The sequence below is a fragment of the Paenibacillus sp. NPDC058367 genome (assembly GCF_042723305.1).
Classification (GTDB): Bacteria; Bacillota; Bacilli; order Paenibacillales; family Paenibacillaceae; genus Paenibacillus_AQ.
The window spans coordinates 138,164-153,253 of record NZ_JBHXIZ010000009.1; the positions used below are offsets into that span (position 1 = coordinate 138,164).

The 15,090-nt window shown below is 41.8% G+C and carries 13 protein-coding genes; 12 read left to right on the top strand and 1 reads right to left on the bottom strand.

Annotation, left to right across the window (positions count from 1 at the left end; translation table 11 throughout):
- Positions 1 to 110: 110 nt before the first annotated feature.
- The 12 genes from ACFWMP_RS29540 (at position 111) to ACFWMP_RS29595 (ending at position 13,946) form a co-directional block, all read left to right on the top strand.
- A complete protein-coding gene (locus ACFWMP_RS29540; protein ID WP_042184924.1) occupies positions 111 to 1,991 on the top strand; it encodes a PAS domain S-box protein in 1,881 nt (626 codons plus the stop codon).
- 234 nt (positions 1,992 to 2,225) lie between these two features.
- Positions 2,226 to 2,570, top strand: coding sequence for a YojF family protein (locus ACFWMP_RS29545; protein WP_042184926.1), 345 nt, complete (start codon positions 2,226 to 2,228; stop codon positions 2,568 to 2,570).
- A 23-nt stretch (positions 2,571 to 2,593) separates the two neighbouring features.
- Complete coding sequence (gene bshB2 / locus ACFWMP_RS29550; RefSeq protein WP_042193301.1) at positions 2,594 to 3,247, top strand: bacillithiol biosynthesis deacetylase BshB2; 654 nt, start codon at positions 2,594 to 2,596, stop codon at positions 3,245 to 3,247.
- A gap of 171 nt (positions 3,248 to 3,418) precedes the next feature.
- Positions 3,419 to 4,015, top strand: a complete 597-nt coding sequence (locus ACFWMP_RS29555; RefSeq protein WP_379425888.1) for a hypothetical protein — start codon at positions 3,419 to 3,421, stop codon at positions 4,013 to 4,015.
- 118 nt (positions 4,016 to 4,133) lie between these two features.
- Positions 4,134 to 5,507: a hypothetical protein gene (locus ACFWMP_RS29560; RefSeq protein ID WP_379425890.1), complete on the top strand. Its 1,374-nt coding sequence runs from the start codon at positions 4,134 to 4,136 to the stop codon at positions 5,505 to 5,507.
- A gap of 83 nt (positions 5,508 to 5,590) precedes the next feature.
- A complete protein-coding gene (locus tag ACFWMP_RS29565) occupies positions 5,591 to 6,583 on the top strand; it encodes a LacI family DNA-binding transcriptional regulator (protein WP_042184934.1) in 993 nt (330 codons plus the stop codon).
- 318 nt (positions 6,584 to 6,901) lie between these two features.
- Entirely contained in the window at positions 6,902 to 8,197 is a 1,296-nt protein-coding gene (locus ACFWMP_RS29570; protein ID WP_052404151.1) for an ABC transporter substrate-binding protein, read from the top strand.
- 85 nt (positions 8,198 to 8,282) lie between these two features.
- A complete protein-coding gene (locus tag ACFWMP_RS29575) occupies positions 8,283 to 9,167 on the top strand; it encodes a carbohydrate ABC transporter permease (protein ID WP_042184938.1) in 885 nt (294 codons plus the stop codon).
- Complete coding sequence (locus ACFWMP_RS29580) at positions 9,167 to 10,003, top strand: carbohydrate ABC transporter permease (RefSeq protein WP_339248422.1); 837 nt, start codon at positions 9,167 to 9,169, stop codon at positions 10,001 to 10,003. Before ACFWMP_RS29575 ends, ACFWMP_RS29580 begins: the two co-directional genes overlap by 1 nt.
- 45 nt (positions 10,004 to 10,048) lie before the next feature.
- Positions 10,049 to 11,731, top strand: a complete 1,683-nt coding sequence (locus ACFWMP_RS29585) for a glycoside hydrolase family 13 protein (RefSeq protein WP_379425893.1) — start codon at positions 10,049 to 10,051, stop codon at positions 11,729 to 11,731.
- A gap of 15 nt (positions 11,732 to 11,746) precedes the next feature.
- Positions 11,747 to 13,192, top strand: coding sequence for a sucrose phosphorylase (gene gtfA, locus ACFWMP_RS29590; protein ID WP_379425895.1), 1,446 nt, complete (start codon positions 11,747 to 11,749; stop codon positions 13,190 to 13,192).
- A gap of 100 nt (positions 13,193 to 13,292) precedes the next feature.
- Complete coding sequence (locus ACFWMP_RS29595) at positions 13,293 to 13,946, top strand: M48 family metallopeptidase (RefSeq protein ID WP_042184945.1); 654 nt, start codon at positions 13,293 to 13,295, stop codon at positions 13,944 to 13,946.
- A 90-nt stretch (positions 13,947 to 14,036) separates the two neighbouring features.
- Here the strand turns inward: ACFWMP_RS29595 and ACFWMP_RS29600 are convergent, their stop codons facing one another.
- On the bottom strand, positions 14,037 to 15,047 hold the full coding sequence (locus tag ACFWMP_RS29600; protein ID WP_042184946.1) for a LacI family DNA-binding transcriptional regulator: 1,011 nt from the start codon (positions 15,045 to 15,047) through the stop codon (positions 14,037 to 14,039).
- Between the last annotated feature and the right edge of the window lie 43 nt (positions 15,048 to 15,090).

The following is a 15,090-nucleotide window of genomic DNA, read 5'->3' on the forward strand; positions in this document are numbered from 1 at the left end:
ATTCAATTAATAACAAAGTGGGTAAATTAGACTATAAGTTATAAATAGGACCTTCTAAATAGAAGGTCTATTTTTTCACGCAAAAATCACATCATCCCATGGAGGTCGCTATGCATCGCGTAAATCTAAACCAGGAACAATTCAACCAACAGGTGATTAATCACGCCTCCTTTGGAATCGCCCTTTTATCGCCAAATGGTTTGATTCTGACCATAAACCCAGCCTTTGAACAGATTTTTGGTTATTCCATTGAAGAGTTTGAGGATATGCGGTTAGAAGACCTTTCTCACCCCGAGGATTTCGGCAACCTTCATGATTTAAAAGCCCTCTTGGGTGAGGAAACAGAAGTGCAGATGGAAAAGCAGTTTATCACAAAAAATGGAGATTATATTTGGGGACAGCTTACTCTCCACTTATTCAGCGACGAGTCGAACCAGCCAGCATATTTCATTTGCCAGATCGTTAACATTACAAAGCAAAAGGAATCCGAGCAACGCCTTCAGGAGTCTGTTGAACGGTATACGTCGCTTAAAAAATACAACCATGACGCCGTCATTTCCTTTGACCTTGACGGTCGAATCATTAACACCAATAGTATGACGGAAAAGTTAACGGGCTACTCCATCGAGTCCGAGTTGATCGGGATGAAGCTTGCGAGTCTGATTGGAGAAGAGAATGTCCAGCGCATTCTGGAAAGAGCCCTTTACGATAATACGGTTGAGCAGTATATCAATAAGCTTGTCACTAAGGACAGCGAAGTAGTTGAAGTGCTCACCAGTATTGCACCCATTTATGTGAACAATCATAATATCGGATTTTACCTTATATGCAAGGATATTTCCGAGCAAAGGCAATTGTCGCTAGCTAAGGAAGCTGCAGAGTCCACGAATAGAGCTAAAAGTGAGTTCCTGGCTATGATGAGTCATGAAATTCGCACTCCCATGAACGGGGTGATCGGCATGACTGATATTCTGCTTGAAACAGAGCTCAATGAAGAACAACGTGAATATGTAGAAATCATTCGCAAAAGCGGAGGAATCCTGCTCAATATAATTAATGATATCCTTGATCTTTCAAAAATTGAGGCAGGCCGAAGCGAGCTACAAGAGGATACATTCGATCTGCGAACTTGCCTCAAGGACAGCTTTTCTGTTATCGCAATAAAAGCTGAACAAAAACATCTGGAGCTCACCAGCATCATAAATCATGACGTTCCTGAATTTATTTACGGTGACGAGGAACGCTTGAAGCAAGTGTTCTTGAACCTGCTAGGCAATGCTGTGAAATTCACACCGGCGGGCAGCATATCGGTAAAAGTGAGGCTTGTAAAGGAAGATCCCTCCCTGTTGGCCTTTACGGTAACTGATACTGGGATTGGAATTGACCCTGAGCGGCTTACCGACGTTTTTGAACCGTTTGAGCAGGTTGATAGCTTTATGATGCGTAGACACGAAGGCACTGGCCTTGGGCTTGCCATCAGCCGTAGAATTGTCGAAATGATGGGTGGCGAGATCTATGCGGAGAGTGACGGCAAGAACGGCACGTCGGTTACCTTCACCATCAGACCCAAGAAATCAGTCGTAAATCCCATTCAAGAAACTAGCAGTGACAAGCTTCATACCGCACGTGAGGCTAGCATTTTACTTGCTGAAGATAATTCTATCAATGCACTAGTGCTGACCAAAATACTCGAAAAAATGGGTCACAGCGTTACCACCGTCACAAATGGTAAAGACGCTGTTGAAATAGCACGGAAAGAATCATTTGATCTTATTTTATTAGATCTTCACATGCCGATTATGAACGGCATAGATGCTATGAGGATATTAAAAGATGAGCATAGGGAGAACTGTCCGCCTATCATCGCGGTTACGGCCAATGCCTTGAAGGGCGACCGTGAAAATTGTTTGGCTGCTGGGATGGACGAGTATATCAGTAAGCCTATAAGACGTGAAGTCATCGTAAAGATGTTAGATCAGTTTGTGAGCTAATATAAAACAGCATAATATCTCAATGATTTTATCCCCTTTAGGTGAACGTGAAAAGCGCTATTTCATTACTGTTACACTTGGAGGGGATTACTCTATCCATTGAATTACATAGCAATGAACGTTATACTTTGATGAGAAATACGGACCCGCTTATCCTTTAACAGATCCGTCCTTAATAGGGTAGGGATCTTATTTTTCGTAGGTATAATTTCATTCAGATATGGAGGCGTAACCTTGCAGCTAATTAATCAATCCGAAATACAAGAGAGGATCGACCTGCTTAAAGATCAGGATCTATATATCCATCTTGAGATGACGACGGGAGCATACGCTGCCCATTTCGATAGTTCTAAGCACCCAGCGGCTACTTTCATTACTAATGCTGTGATCCGATATTCTCATGGTTCGATTTCCGGTCATGGACCTTATCGCGTAGGCCTAAAAATGTCACAAGGCTGGGTGTACTCGGAAGGACTAACTCACTATGAAGAGAGTGAGACCGAAAGATTAATTCTGGCCGGTCATGACAGCCAAGGCAAACTGGTCGTATCCTTGCAATTAAGCCGGGAGCCGTTCTAATGGTAGAGGAGATGAGGAGTTCAGTGGAAAGACATATTCTAGTTATATTACCGCATCCGGATGACGAGGCCTTCGGTATATCCGGAACGCTTGCCAAGCATGTGCAAAACGGCACCCAAGTCACCTACGCTTGTCTGACACTTGGAGAGATGGGCCGGAATATGGGCGTGCCGCCATTTGCGAATCGGGTAACCCTCCCAGAGATCCGTAAAAAGGAGCTGGAAGAATCCTGCCGAGCGATTGGAATACAGGATTTGAGAATGCTTGGTTTCCACGATAAAACGATTGAATTTGAAGATCAAGCTCTGCTCGAGGGCCATATTGATGCGCTTCTGAAGGAGCTTAACCCCTCACTGGTCATTACATTCTATCCGGGGTACAGCGTTCATCCCGATCATGATGCTACCGGAGCTGCAGTGGTTCGAACGGTTGGAAGAATGCCCAAGGCAGAGAGACCTCCTGTTCACTGTATAGCTTTCGCGAATAATATTGAAGAGATTGGAAAGCCTCAGGTTATCATTGAAGTGAAAGATTTCCTGAAGCAAAAGATGGCATCCATTCAGGCGCATAAATCCCAATTCCAAGCCGCTGAACTGTTAGGCAGCAAAACGCTAGAGGATAAAGAAATCCAAGATCGTTTTGGAACAGAGCATTTCTGGATCTATCCATTTGAATGATATTAAGTCCGAGCATAAACGCTCGGGCTTTTTCTTTGGGGCCCACTGCCGTGGGCATGCTTCATTTTTCTAATATAAGGCATGAATATCTGTGTCTTTTTTCAAATATATGGTAAGGTTTAGGGGGTTGATCAACCAAACCGGTTTCGTCAGGCCAGGAGGTGTATTCGTTTGAAAAAATCATATTTCAATCTCATTTTTGGAATAGTCATTCTTTTGCTGGTATTTACTGCATGCAGTAAGGACAGACCCCAGTATGCTGAGCTTTTCACACATGTGGAAGAGCATCGGGCTGTGTTCATGGAACCGCGTGAAGAAGGGCTTGCTGCTTTGCAAATTGCGGATACAGTGGGTGAATACGATACAACCTTGGGTACAATTATGCAGGATGATATCTTATCCGTGAATCAAAAGGAGTTTATACAGCAGATTGTGGTAGATGTTAAGACTAATAAAATCATTGGTTACCGGGTAGGAACGGTCTTTCCCAGATCGGAAAGTGGTTATCAAGATGCGAGAGAACTGGTACGTGCTTTTATGAACCAATACAAACCTACGGATGAGGAGGCGGCTGACAAAGTCGAAAAATCCATCCAAACGATTGACAGGATGACTCTTCCGCTAAAGCCATTAACAGGCTCTATCGAAGAATCATGGTCATACGGCAAGGGCGAGGATAAATTGTATATAACCTACAGGATGTCGAACAGTTTTCAAAGTGATGATGAATTGCCTTTGAACTTTTATTTCAGCTATGAGGGGGAGTAAGGAACGAAGAGATAAGATGTGATTTACAAAAAAATACACAAAGACTATTATATTTCTATAGGTAATTATATCCTTTTTTTCCTAAACAATTGTTCGGACTAAATAACTGGAGGATCAAATGAAAAAGCACGACAAAATCATTTCCTTCATCTTCATACTTGTTATGATGGTGACGGCTATTTACTGGGCCATTTCGACTCAGAGCTGGACCATGCTGGGCACCCTCGCTTCTGTGGTCTGTTTCGGGCTTTTTGCGCTATTGGGGCTCCGCACTATACCTGTATTGACGGATTTTGTTTTGACGAATCCAGCACCTGAAGTGACTTGGAAGAGTAAGGAGCAGGATAGAAGACAGGCTTGGCTTTATATTATTGGATGGATATTGGCGAGTCGTATCCTGCTTATGCTCATCGGGTATTCATTTTTGATCATACAGAATGGCTATTCAGGTGGTCTGCTTAGCAAAATGGCAGAGACTTGGCATATCTCTGGAATCGATGCTTCTAGTTATTTGGGCATTGCTGAGAATGGATACGTGACCGAGGGTGATGCGAGATTCCATATCGTGTTCTTTCCCTTTTTTCCAAATTTAATAAGAGTAGTTCAGGCATTCGTAGGGAATTATCTTGTCGCTGGATTCATCGTTTCCAATATCTCATCGATTGTCGCTGCATTGGTTGCTTATGAACTGGCAGCATTAGACATGCATCGAAAGAATGCCATGCGGGTCGTGAAATACATTTTCATATTCCCTGCCGCGTTCTTTTTCTTCATTCCGATGACCGAGGCTCTATTTCTGGCATTATCTTTGATGTGTTTATATTTTGTGAGAAAAAAGGAATGGCTGATCGGATGCTTATGCGGTGCACTTGCAGCTTATACACGTTCTCCCGGAGTGCTTCTGATTGTACCGGTTGCGATTGAATTTGGACGGGATCTGATAGGCAACTATAAGCTATTAAGTAAAAAAGTCTTTATACATAGAATCATCAGCGCTGTATGTTTTCTCGCTATCATATCAACGGGCTTGCTGGCCTATCTGTTTATTAATTATCACGTGACGGGATATGCTTTTCAGTTCAGTATTTACCAGAGAGAGCATTGGTCTCAGCGGTTTTATCTCTTTTTTGATACGGTAAGATATCAGATGGAATACGCTGTGGGCACCTTTAAGAGTGGAGATAGCCGTTCTTTTCTCGGCTTATGGCTGCCTAATTTAATCGCTATATTCTCAGCACTAATTATCATGTTCATGGGTGCAAAAAAGATACGACCTTCATACACCGCCTATTTCATCGTGTATTTTGCGTTCGTAGTGGGAGCTACCTGGCTGCTGTCAGCCCCGCGGTATTTGCTTGTTGCATTTCCACTAGCTTTTGCTGCTGTCGCGCTCACTGAAGAGAAATCAAAGGATGCTATCCTTACTGTAGTTTCTGTTGCGGGGAGTCTTTTGTATTTAGCGATGTTTGTGGCAGGATATCCAGTGTATTGAGGACCCTTTCATTTTTTTATATTTTAAGCTAAAATGATTGAAACTGGTTTCAAAAACTGTCCCTATCTGGAGTGAGTGTAGAAATGGCAAATATTTTAGATGTGGCGCGTTTAGCAGGAGTGTCTAAGACGACCGTATCCCGAGTAATAAATAACTATCCTCATATTTCAGCAGATAAAAGAGAATTGGTATTAAAAGCAATGGAAGAGCTTGAATATACCCCGAATCTCTCGGCAAGAAGATTAAGAGGACAAGTGACAACAACGATAGCTGTCGTAGTTCCTAGAATTGTGAATCCTTTTTTCTCCTATTTAGTTGATTCCATAGAGAAGGTTGGTTACAAAAACGGCTACCAAACCTTGATCTGTCAGACTAATGAGGATAAGGAGAGAGAATTAACCTATTTAAATTTGTTGAAGACCAAACAAGCGGACGGCATCATCATGGCATCCATTGAGAATGATTGGAAAGTCATTGAACCGTATACTGAATTTGGGCCTATTGTGTTATGTAATGAATATGTGAGTAATGCAAAAATTCCGATGATTCGGCTGGATCAATTTAAAGGTACATACTTAGGAATCAAGCACCTCATTGAAAGAGGTCACCGTAAAATTGCTTACTGTACGGGAGGTCTGTTTACCGAGGCCGGGAAAGATAAAGACCGTAACCTAGGTTATCAAAAAGCATTGGAAGAGGCCGGGATTCAAGTGAATCCTAACTGGATTTTGGTCAACCAGCATACCATTGAAGATGGGAAAAAAGTAATGAAACTCTTGCTTGAAATGAAGGATCGTCCAACCGCTGTGTTTACAGGCAGTGATGAAATTGCTGGTGGTTTGATGATGGCTGCGAAAAAGGAAGGGTTAAGTATCCCACGAGATCTGGCGATCATTGGTTTCGATGACCAGCCCCTCGCTGAAATGTTGGATCCCGCATTAACGACTATACGGCAGCCTATAGAGCAGATGGGGCGTAAAGCAGGGGAAGTTCTTATGGAGATGCTGGATGATTTCAATGTAGAGCCAGTTACTTATGAGCTTCCGGTAGAACTGGTAGTTCGAGAATCTACTTAACACTGATAAGCGAATTTGCAATGCAGACTCGCTTTTTTATTTCTCTTTATTGGTATCGATACCACGTCTAAGGGGTAAATAATTAACTGGAATTACCTTGTTTATCAGTAGTTTTTCCGAATAATTTATAAACTTAGCTTTAAATTGTATTGAAACCGATACCAAGTGATGTTACAATACAGGCAAGAAAGCTTTCTAGTATATAAGCCAGTTGAATTTATGAAGAATTTTTTTAACTAATGAAAACGGTATCAATCTGATGTTCAGACTTTTATAGGGGTCTAGCATATAAAAAAGCACAAAATGGAGGGGTTTTGTTTGAAAAAGATATCTGTTTTATTATTTGTTCTTTTGCTTGCTGTTTCATTGACAGCTTGTGGTGGATCCAACGGAGCGGGGTCCAGTCCGGCAGCGAACTCGAAGGATGAGCAAGTCAGCATAATTATTACGAACGGTAAAGGTGAAATCGCTTCCCAATGGGAACAGGCGGCTAAAGATTTCATGGCAGCGAATCCAAATATCAAGGTTGAGGCTGTCTCAGGAGCTGTTGGTGATACCGTTAATTTGCTGGATAAACTTACGGCATCCGGTAAAACGGTAACTATGGCGATGATGTCCCCCGACTCCATTGTGAACAAATATAAAGATTTCGGTATAGATCTTTCAGGTGAGAAGTGGAATGAAGAAACGGTTTACGGCGTTAAAGACGCAGAGGGAAAAATTGCCGGTTTTCCATTTTCAATAGAAGGCTTCGGTCTCGTATACAACAAGAGTGTACTTGATAAGGCTGTTGGCGGTACCTTCGATCCGCACACTATCAATACTCGTGACAAACTAAAAGAATTATTAGATCAAATTAAAGCATCCGGGGTGAAATATCCGGTTGCCTATCAAACTGAAAACTGGTCCGTAGCGAACCATTACAGTACACAGTTTGTGAATCAGGCAGAAGATCCGAACACGATTGTAGAGCAACTAAAAGCCGGAACATTTGATTTAGCTAGTAATGATGTTTGGAATGGTTACTACGATACGATGGATCTGCTGGTATCCAAAGAATACAACAAATACGGTGAACGTCCACTGGGCAAGTACTATGACGATGCGCATGTAAGTGTGGGTAAAGGGGAGTCAGCTATCCTGTTTAACGGGAACTGGGCTTATGATTCATTGCAGGCGGTTAGTGGAGAATCCTTCGGATTTATACCTGTCCCAGTGGATAACAATCCAGACAATCCGCTGAACAATAAGATTGCTGCAGGTCCAACTAATATTCTGGTGATTAATAAAGCGGCAACCCCGGCTGAGCAAGAAGCAGCTAAGAAGTTCCTGAACTGGCTCGTTTATGATGAAAAAGGTCAAGATTTTCTGGTGAACCAGTCGCAAGTCGTCTCAGCCTTTAAGAACAACTCTTTGAAAGTGAACAATCCACTCGGATCAGCGATTGCGGATGCTGTGGTAGCCGGCAATACGATGCCGTTCAGCTCAAACTATGTGAAGGTCGAGGATTGGGGCAACATTCTTGCACCGGATATTCAGAAATATATCGCCCAAAAAGAATCCCGTGCTGATCTTGCCAAAGCTATTGAAACCTATTACAAAAGCCAAAAGTAATTAATCATTTGCTGAATTGCGGGAAACGGGTTGGGGTGACTCTCACCTGTTTCCTCCTTAAAGCAATTAGGGGTGTGCTAAACGTATGATATCAGAAAAACGTCTGATCAAACGAATGGGCAACCAGTTATTTTTCACCGGTCCCACGATCATTTTCTTTACGATTGCCGTGCTGATTCCTTTTGCATATGGATTATATCTGACCTTTACCAATATGACCTCTCCATTAAATCCAATAGAGTTCTCAGGTTTAGCTAACTATAAGACAGCATTTACGGACTCCAAGTTTTGGGATTCTCTTTTGTTGACCGTTAAGTTTGTCGTGACAACTGTTATTATCATCAATATTCTCGGTTTTATATTGGCTTATTTAGTGACTTCCGGAGTGAAGATGCAAAATTTCTTTCGAACCTCCCTGTTCACACCGAATTTGATTGGTGGCTTGATTCTAGGTTACATCTGGCAGTTTATATTCGTACAAACCATGCCTTCTATTGGTGAGAAGTTCGGGATAGAATGGCTGCGTTTAGGGTGGCTAGGGGATGAACATTTAGCTTTCTGGGCCATTGTTATTGTGTCGATCTGGCAATCAGCGGGCTATATGATGATCATTTTTGTCGCTGGCTTAGTCAATGTGCCAAAAGATGTAGTGGAAGCAGCCACGATTGATGGTGCCAATGGATGGCAACGGTTGAGAAAGGTTACTTTGCCGCTGATGGTTCCTTCCTTTGTAGTGACCATCTTTTTAACTCTGAAGAATGCCTTTATGGTTTACGACGTTAACTATTCTCTAACGGCAGGCGGACCATATGATAGTACAACCATGGTATCGATGCATGTGGTAAAAAAGGCCTTTGTCGAAAATAATTATGGCGTTGGCCAAGCGGAAGCCTTTGTATTGTTTGCTATCGTTGCAGTTGTTACCGGCCTGCAGGTTTATTTCAGTAAGAAATTGGAGGTTGCTGCATGATGAGTGCTAGACGAAAAACTTCCGTGATTCTGACGTATTTATTTTTAATTGTATTTTTCATTATTTTTGTTTTTCCATTCTTTCTTATGATCGTCAATTCCTTCAAGAGCAATGGTCAAATTCTCGAAAGCCCTTTTTCACTGCCGACCAGCTTAAACTTCGGGCATTTTGCTGAAGTCATTGATAAAATGAATTTTTTTGTCTCGTTTAGAAACACGGTCGTAGTCACCTTTTTCAGTGTCCTATTCATTGGTGTCTTTGCAGCAATGACCGCCTATTACATGGTGAGACATTCGACTAAATTTAATAATGGTTTCTTTGCTCTAATGGTGGCTTCCATGATTATTCCGTTTCAGTCCATTATGATTCCCCTGATTTATATCTACGGGGCAAAGCTTCATTGGATCGATGCGGCACCTATTCCATTATTGATTATTCTCTACATCGGCTTCGGAAGTGCGTTATCGGTATTTATGTACCATGGTTTTGTGAAGTCGATTCCTTATGAATTGGAAGAGGCGTCACTGCTCGATGGATGTAATCGTAGACAGACTTTCTTTAAGATTGTACTGCCTATGTTGGCTCCAACTTCAGTGACAATTGCGATTCTGAATGTGTTATGGATTTGGAATGATTATCTGCTACCTTCATTGGTGCTGACTCAGGATAACCATTTTACTATGCCTATTAAGATGAAGGTGTTTAACGGAACGTATATGAATAACTGGGAGCTGTTGATACCAGCACTTCTGTTAACGATCCTGCCGATTCTTATTGCTTATTTGTTTGGTCAACGTTACATCATCAGAGGCGTCAGCCAAGGCGCTATTAAATAAGATAAAGAAAGCCCTAAACTCGGGTGCTGGAGGAAGTGTGGATTTATGGAGACTAGAAACAGCAACTGGTGGAAAGAAAGTGTGGTTTATCAGATTTATCCCCGGAGTTTTCAGGATTCAAATGGAGATGGAGTAGGGGATTTGCGTGGAATCATCAACCGACTCGGGTATTTAAGGGATTTGGGCATCAATGTTATTTGGTTGTGTCCGGTCTACGATTCACCTAATGATGACAATGGGTATGACATTCGGAATTTCTATAAAATTCAGGATGAGTTTGGAAGTATGGAAGATATGCTCGAATTGATCACACAAGCGGAAGCGTACGGAATTCGTATGATCATGGATCTGGTAGCGAATCACACCTCTGATGAACATGCTTGGTTTATGGAGTCCAGAAGTTCTAAGGACAATCCAAAGCGTGACTGGTATATATGGAAGCCTGGGAACGATGGTCAGGAACCTACCAACTGGGAATCGAATTTTGGAGGTTCAGCTTGGGAATATGACGAGACCTCACAGGAATATTATTTACATTGTTTCTCTAAGAAACAACCGGATCTTAATTGGGAGAATCCCGAAGTTCGCCAAAGCATCTTTTCCATGATGGATTGGTGGATTGACAGGGGAATAGCCGGATTTCGCATTGATGCGATCACATTTATTAAAAAAAATCAGCAATTTCCGCACCTTAAGTCTGAAGACGACCGCCGCTATGTTCCTCTGGCAGAAGCTTGTTTGAATCAACCCGGAATTTTGGATTTTCTTCACGAGATGAAACAGGAGGTTCTGGAACCTCGCAATGTGATGACGGTTGCGGAAGCCCCTGGGGTTCCGATAGAGCAAATTCATGAATATGTTGATGAGCAAAACGGCGTCTTTAATATGATATTTCAATTTGATCATGTAGATCTGGATGCCAAGCCAATGGCTAAAGGAATCTATCATCCTTGGAAGCTGGCTGAATTTAAGCACGCATTATCTAAATGGCAGATTGAGACAGCCAATAAGGGCTGGATGGCACTTTTTATGGAGAATCATGATCATGTGCGTTCGGTTTCAAAATTCGGTAACGACGGGATATACCATAAAGACTCAGCTAAAATGCTGGCTGCCTATTATTTCTTAATGCGAGGAACACCGTTTATTTATCAAGGACAAGAGATTGGAATGACCAATTATTTCATGGCTTCAATTGAAGAGTACAGAGATATTGAGAGCTTAAATTATCACCGTAACGAAACTGCAATGGGTAGATCGGAGGCAGATATCCTGAACTATTTAGCGATCAGAAGCAGGGATCAGGGCCGCACACCGATGCAATGGAGTTCAGAACCAATGGCCGGATTTACGAATGCGGAGCCATGGATTAATGTGAATCCGAATTACTCATCGATTAATGTGGAGGAAGAGCTACAAGATGATAATTCTATCCTTCATTTTTATAGGGAATTAATCAAGCTGAGACGGGACAATAAGGCGTTAATTTATGGTGATTATCATGAGATTTATGTGGACTCGAATGAGCTAGGTGGATATGTTCGAACTTACGGGAATGAGTGTTGGACGGTAATTTGTAATTTTACGGATCAAGCCATTCCGTTAACTAATCCTCTTGCAGGCCATGTTGTACTGTCTAACATTGATAATCATGATAATGGTCTGTTGAGGCCTTATGAGGCTTTGATATGCAAAGGGGAAAAGAGTGCAGATGTAGCCGAAATCTAACGAGGGGGATTTATAATGCAAATTAAGAATGAAGCTATGTTGATTACCTATGCAGATAGCCTCGGGCGTAATTTAAAAGAATTAAACGAAGTATTAGATAAGCATCTGCGAGGCATCGTTGGAGGTGTTCATTTACTACCGTTTTATCCTTCTTCGGGTGACAGAGGATTTGCACCAATGGATTATACCAAAGTGGATCCTGCATTCGGAGATTGGTCGGACGTCGAAGCGATGAGTAAAGATTATTATATGATGTTTGATTTTATGATTAATCATATCTCCAGACAATCTCCTTATTTTCAGGACTTTCTTGAGAAAAAGGATGCATCAGAATATGCCGACTTGTTTATCCGTTACAAGGATTTTTGGCCGAACGGGGAGCCCACTCAGGAAGATGTGGATTTAATATATAAGCGTAAACCACGCGCTCCATACGTAGAGGTTGCCTTTAAGGATGGTAGCTTGGAGAAAGTATGGTGTACCTTTGATGAACAACAGATTGATCTGGATGTGACCACAGCAACGACGCAGAAATTTATAACAGACAACCTTACCTTTTTGGCGGAAAAAGGTGCTTCAATTATTCGACTAGATGCTTTCGCATATGCCAACAAAAAAATCGGTACGAATTGTTTCTTTGTTGAGCCGGATATTTGGGAGATGCTGAATCACTCTGAGCAGACCGTTGCCCCTTATGGCGTGACCGTTTTGCCGGAAATTCATGAGCATTATAGCATCCAGTTAAAAATCGCAGATCAAGATTACTATGTATATGATTTTGCGTTACCGATGTTAGTGCTGCATGCTTTATTTAGTGGGAAAGTAAACCGGTTGGTTCATTGGCTGGAGATTTGCCCGAGAAAACAGTTTACAACACTAGACACGCATGATGGTATTGGTGTGGTGGATGTAAAGGATCTTTTGAGCGATGAAGAAGCAGAAATGACAAGAGAAAGTCTCTATAGCCAAGGAGCTAATGTCAAAAAAATATATAGCACCGAAGCATATAACAATCTTGATATTTACCAAATAAACTGTACCTATTATTCAGCACTTGGGAATGATGATCAGGCTTATTTGCTGGCGAGAGCCATCCAATGTTTTGCACCAGGCATACCGCAGATTTATTATGTGGGGCTATTAGCTGGAGTGAATGATATAGAGCTTCTGGAAAAGACCAAAGAAGGACGGAATATTAATCGGCATTATTATACCCAAGATGAGGTTGATGCTGAGGTGAAGCGCCCGGTTGTGCAAAAGCTCTTTAACATTTTGAAATTCAGAAATAGTAATCCAGCCTTTGATGGAGACATTCAGATTGAACAGGTAGATGAGAATAATGTGGTGATAACTTGGAAAAATCTGCTGAACGAAGCGAAACTGGAAGCGAATCTGTTAACCAAGGCATTTACGATTTCGCAAAAAGAAAAGTTAGCGGATTGGGAAATGGTTGCATTGTAAGGGAGTATCCAGTGAGTTGATGAATCATGTTAAAATAGAGGGACGCTAAAATGCGTTCTTCTTTTTTTTTGCGAATAACCTTATAGAAACGATGGTGGGTATGAAGATTGAGTACGACAATCAGGTGATCGAGTTTAATGTTCAATATGGAAATGGCAAGAAAATCTCCATTCATATAGATTCTTCAGGGCGTATAACGCTCAAAGTTCCCAAGAAAACAAGTGAAGAGACGATCAAAAGCGTGGTAGAGCGTAATGGGAAATTAATAGTGGAGAAGCTGAAAAGTATTGAAGCGAACCGAGAAACACCAAAGCTCAAAGAGTATGAAGATGAGGGTAAGTTCCTGTATCTAGGCAAATATTATTCGCTTCAAGAGTTAATAGAGACAGGGGATTTAAATGAGGAAGAGCTTAAACTTAAGCTGAAGAAATTCTATTTCGCCAGCTGTAAGAAGGTTGTAGGTGAACGGATCAATAAATATCAGACACAGCTTAGAGTAAAGCCTAAGACGATTGACATTGTTGAGTCTAGAACCAAGTGGGGAAGCTGTAGTTCGGATAAAAAGCTAACCTTTAACTATCGCCTAGCGATGGCTCCAGTGGAAGTTATCGATTATGTAATCATCCATGAACTGTGTCATTTACTTCATATGAATCATGACCGCTCTTTTTGGCGAAAGGTTGGAAGCCTCATGCCGGATTATAAGGAGAAGGAAGAGTATTTAGCTAGATATGGGCGTGCTATGACGCTGTGATAAATTAGCTTTGATTCATGTTTTAAAATGAAAAAAGGATGTCCCTAATGCAAGGGCATCCTTTTTGTTGTTAATGAGTTCCTCATAATGTTAAAGGGTTCGAACGCTATCTCTTTTTATTAGCTCGCTAGGAAGCATGACATGATGAATAGCTTGTTGTTTCTCTAGTAGATCTATGAGGATCTGAGCAGCGTTGGTTCCTAACTCGTATTTATGTTGATTCACTGTAGTCAAAGCTGGTGTGCAATACGCTGTCAGATCAATATTATCGTAACCTATAATTGAAATATCCCCGGGCACCGCTTTTCCGGCTTCCTTCACACCCTGCATAGCTCCAAGCGCCATCAAATCACTTGCACAAAAAATAGCAGTGACCTCAGGATGGCTGGACATCATCTGCTGAGCAGCTTCTTTTCCTCCTTGTTCGGAAAATAATCCGTTAAAAACGAGGGATTCGTCAAAGGGAATACCGTAATTCTCAAGGGCGAGACGGTAACCTTCTAATCGAAGAAGTGCTACATCTGCTTGGGTATGTCCGTTAATCATAGCAATATGGCGATGTCCTGACTCTAGCAGATGAGTTACTGCGTGAAGCGCCCCTTTTGTATTATCAGAGGTGACATAACCGACATTTGGCCCTTCAAGTGTAATATCAATGAGCACGCAAGGAATATCAGAGGATACGATTTCCTTGAGATAGGGATCATCCAGTCGAATCCCCATAATAATGACACCATCTACACCTCTTTCTTGGCATAATGTCTTATAGGATTTCACTCTTTGCTTTTGCGGGGTTGTGCTGAAGAGTACAAGGTCATAATCCAGCTCTCCTGAACGATCATTGATCCCGCATAATACTTCAAAGGCTATATTGTCTTTGGAGCTATCTCTTGTTACGTTGGAGAGTAGGAGACCCAGCGTTTTTGTTTTTTTAGATATAAGCGATCTGGCAGCCATGTTAGGGCTATAGCCTAATTGGTCTGCAATAGTTCTAATCTTGAGCCGGGTACCTTCGTTAACATCGTCATAACCATTTAAGGCTCGGGAGACGGTTGTTACGGATACGCTGGCGGCTTTGGCAATATCTTTTATAGTAACCATAAGGATACCTCCTTCATATTTAGGGACAATAAGGCCATATGTA

Coding starts and splice junctions, on each gene's coding strand:
- ACFWMP_RS29540 (WP_042184924.1), top strand. CDS start 111: ATGCATCGCGTAAATCTAAACCAGGAACAATTCAACCAACAGGTGATT.
- ACFWMP_RS29560 (WP_379425890.1), top strand. CDS start 4,134: ATGAAAAAGCACGACAAAATCATTTCCTTCATCTTCATACTTGTTATG.
- ACFWMP_RS29565 (WP_042184934.1), top strand. CDS start 5,591: ATGGCAAATATTTTAGATGTGGCGCGTTTAGCAGGAGTGTCTAAGACG.
- ACFWMP_RS29575 (WP_042184938.1), top strand. CDS start 8,283: ATGATATCAGAAAAACGTCTGATCAAACGAATGGGCAACCAGTTATTT.
- ACFWMP_RS29580 (WP_339248422.1), top strand. CDS start 9,167: ATGAGTGCTAGACGAAAAACTTCCGTGATTCTGACGTATTTATTTTTA.
- ACFWMP_RS29585 (WP_379425893.1), top strand. CDS start 10,049: ATGGAGACTAGAAACAGCAACTGGTGGAAAGAAAGTGTGGTTTATCAG.
- gtfA (WP_379425895.1), top strand. CDS start 11,747: ATGCAAATTAAGAATGAAGCTATGTTGATTACCTATGCAGATAGCCTC.
- ACFWMP_RS29595 (WP_042184945.1), top strand. CDS start 13,293: ATGAAGATTGAGTACGACAATCAGGTGATCGAGTTTAATGTTCAATAT.
- ACFWMP_RS29600 (WP_042184946.1), bottom strand. CDS start 15,047: ATGGTTACTATAAAAGATATTGCCAAAGCCGCCAGCGTATCCGTAACA.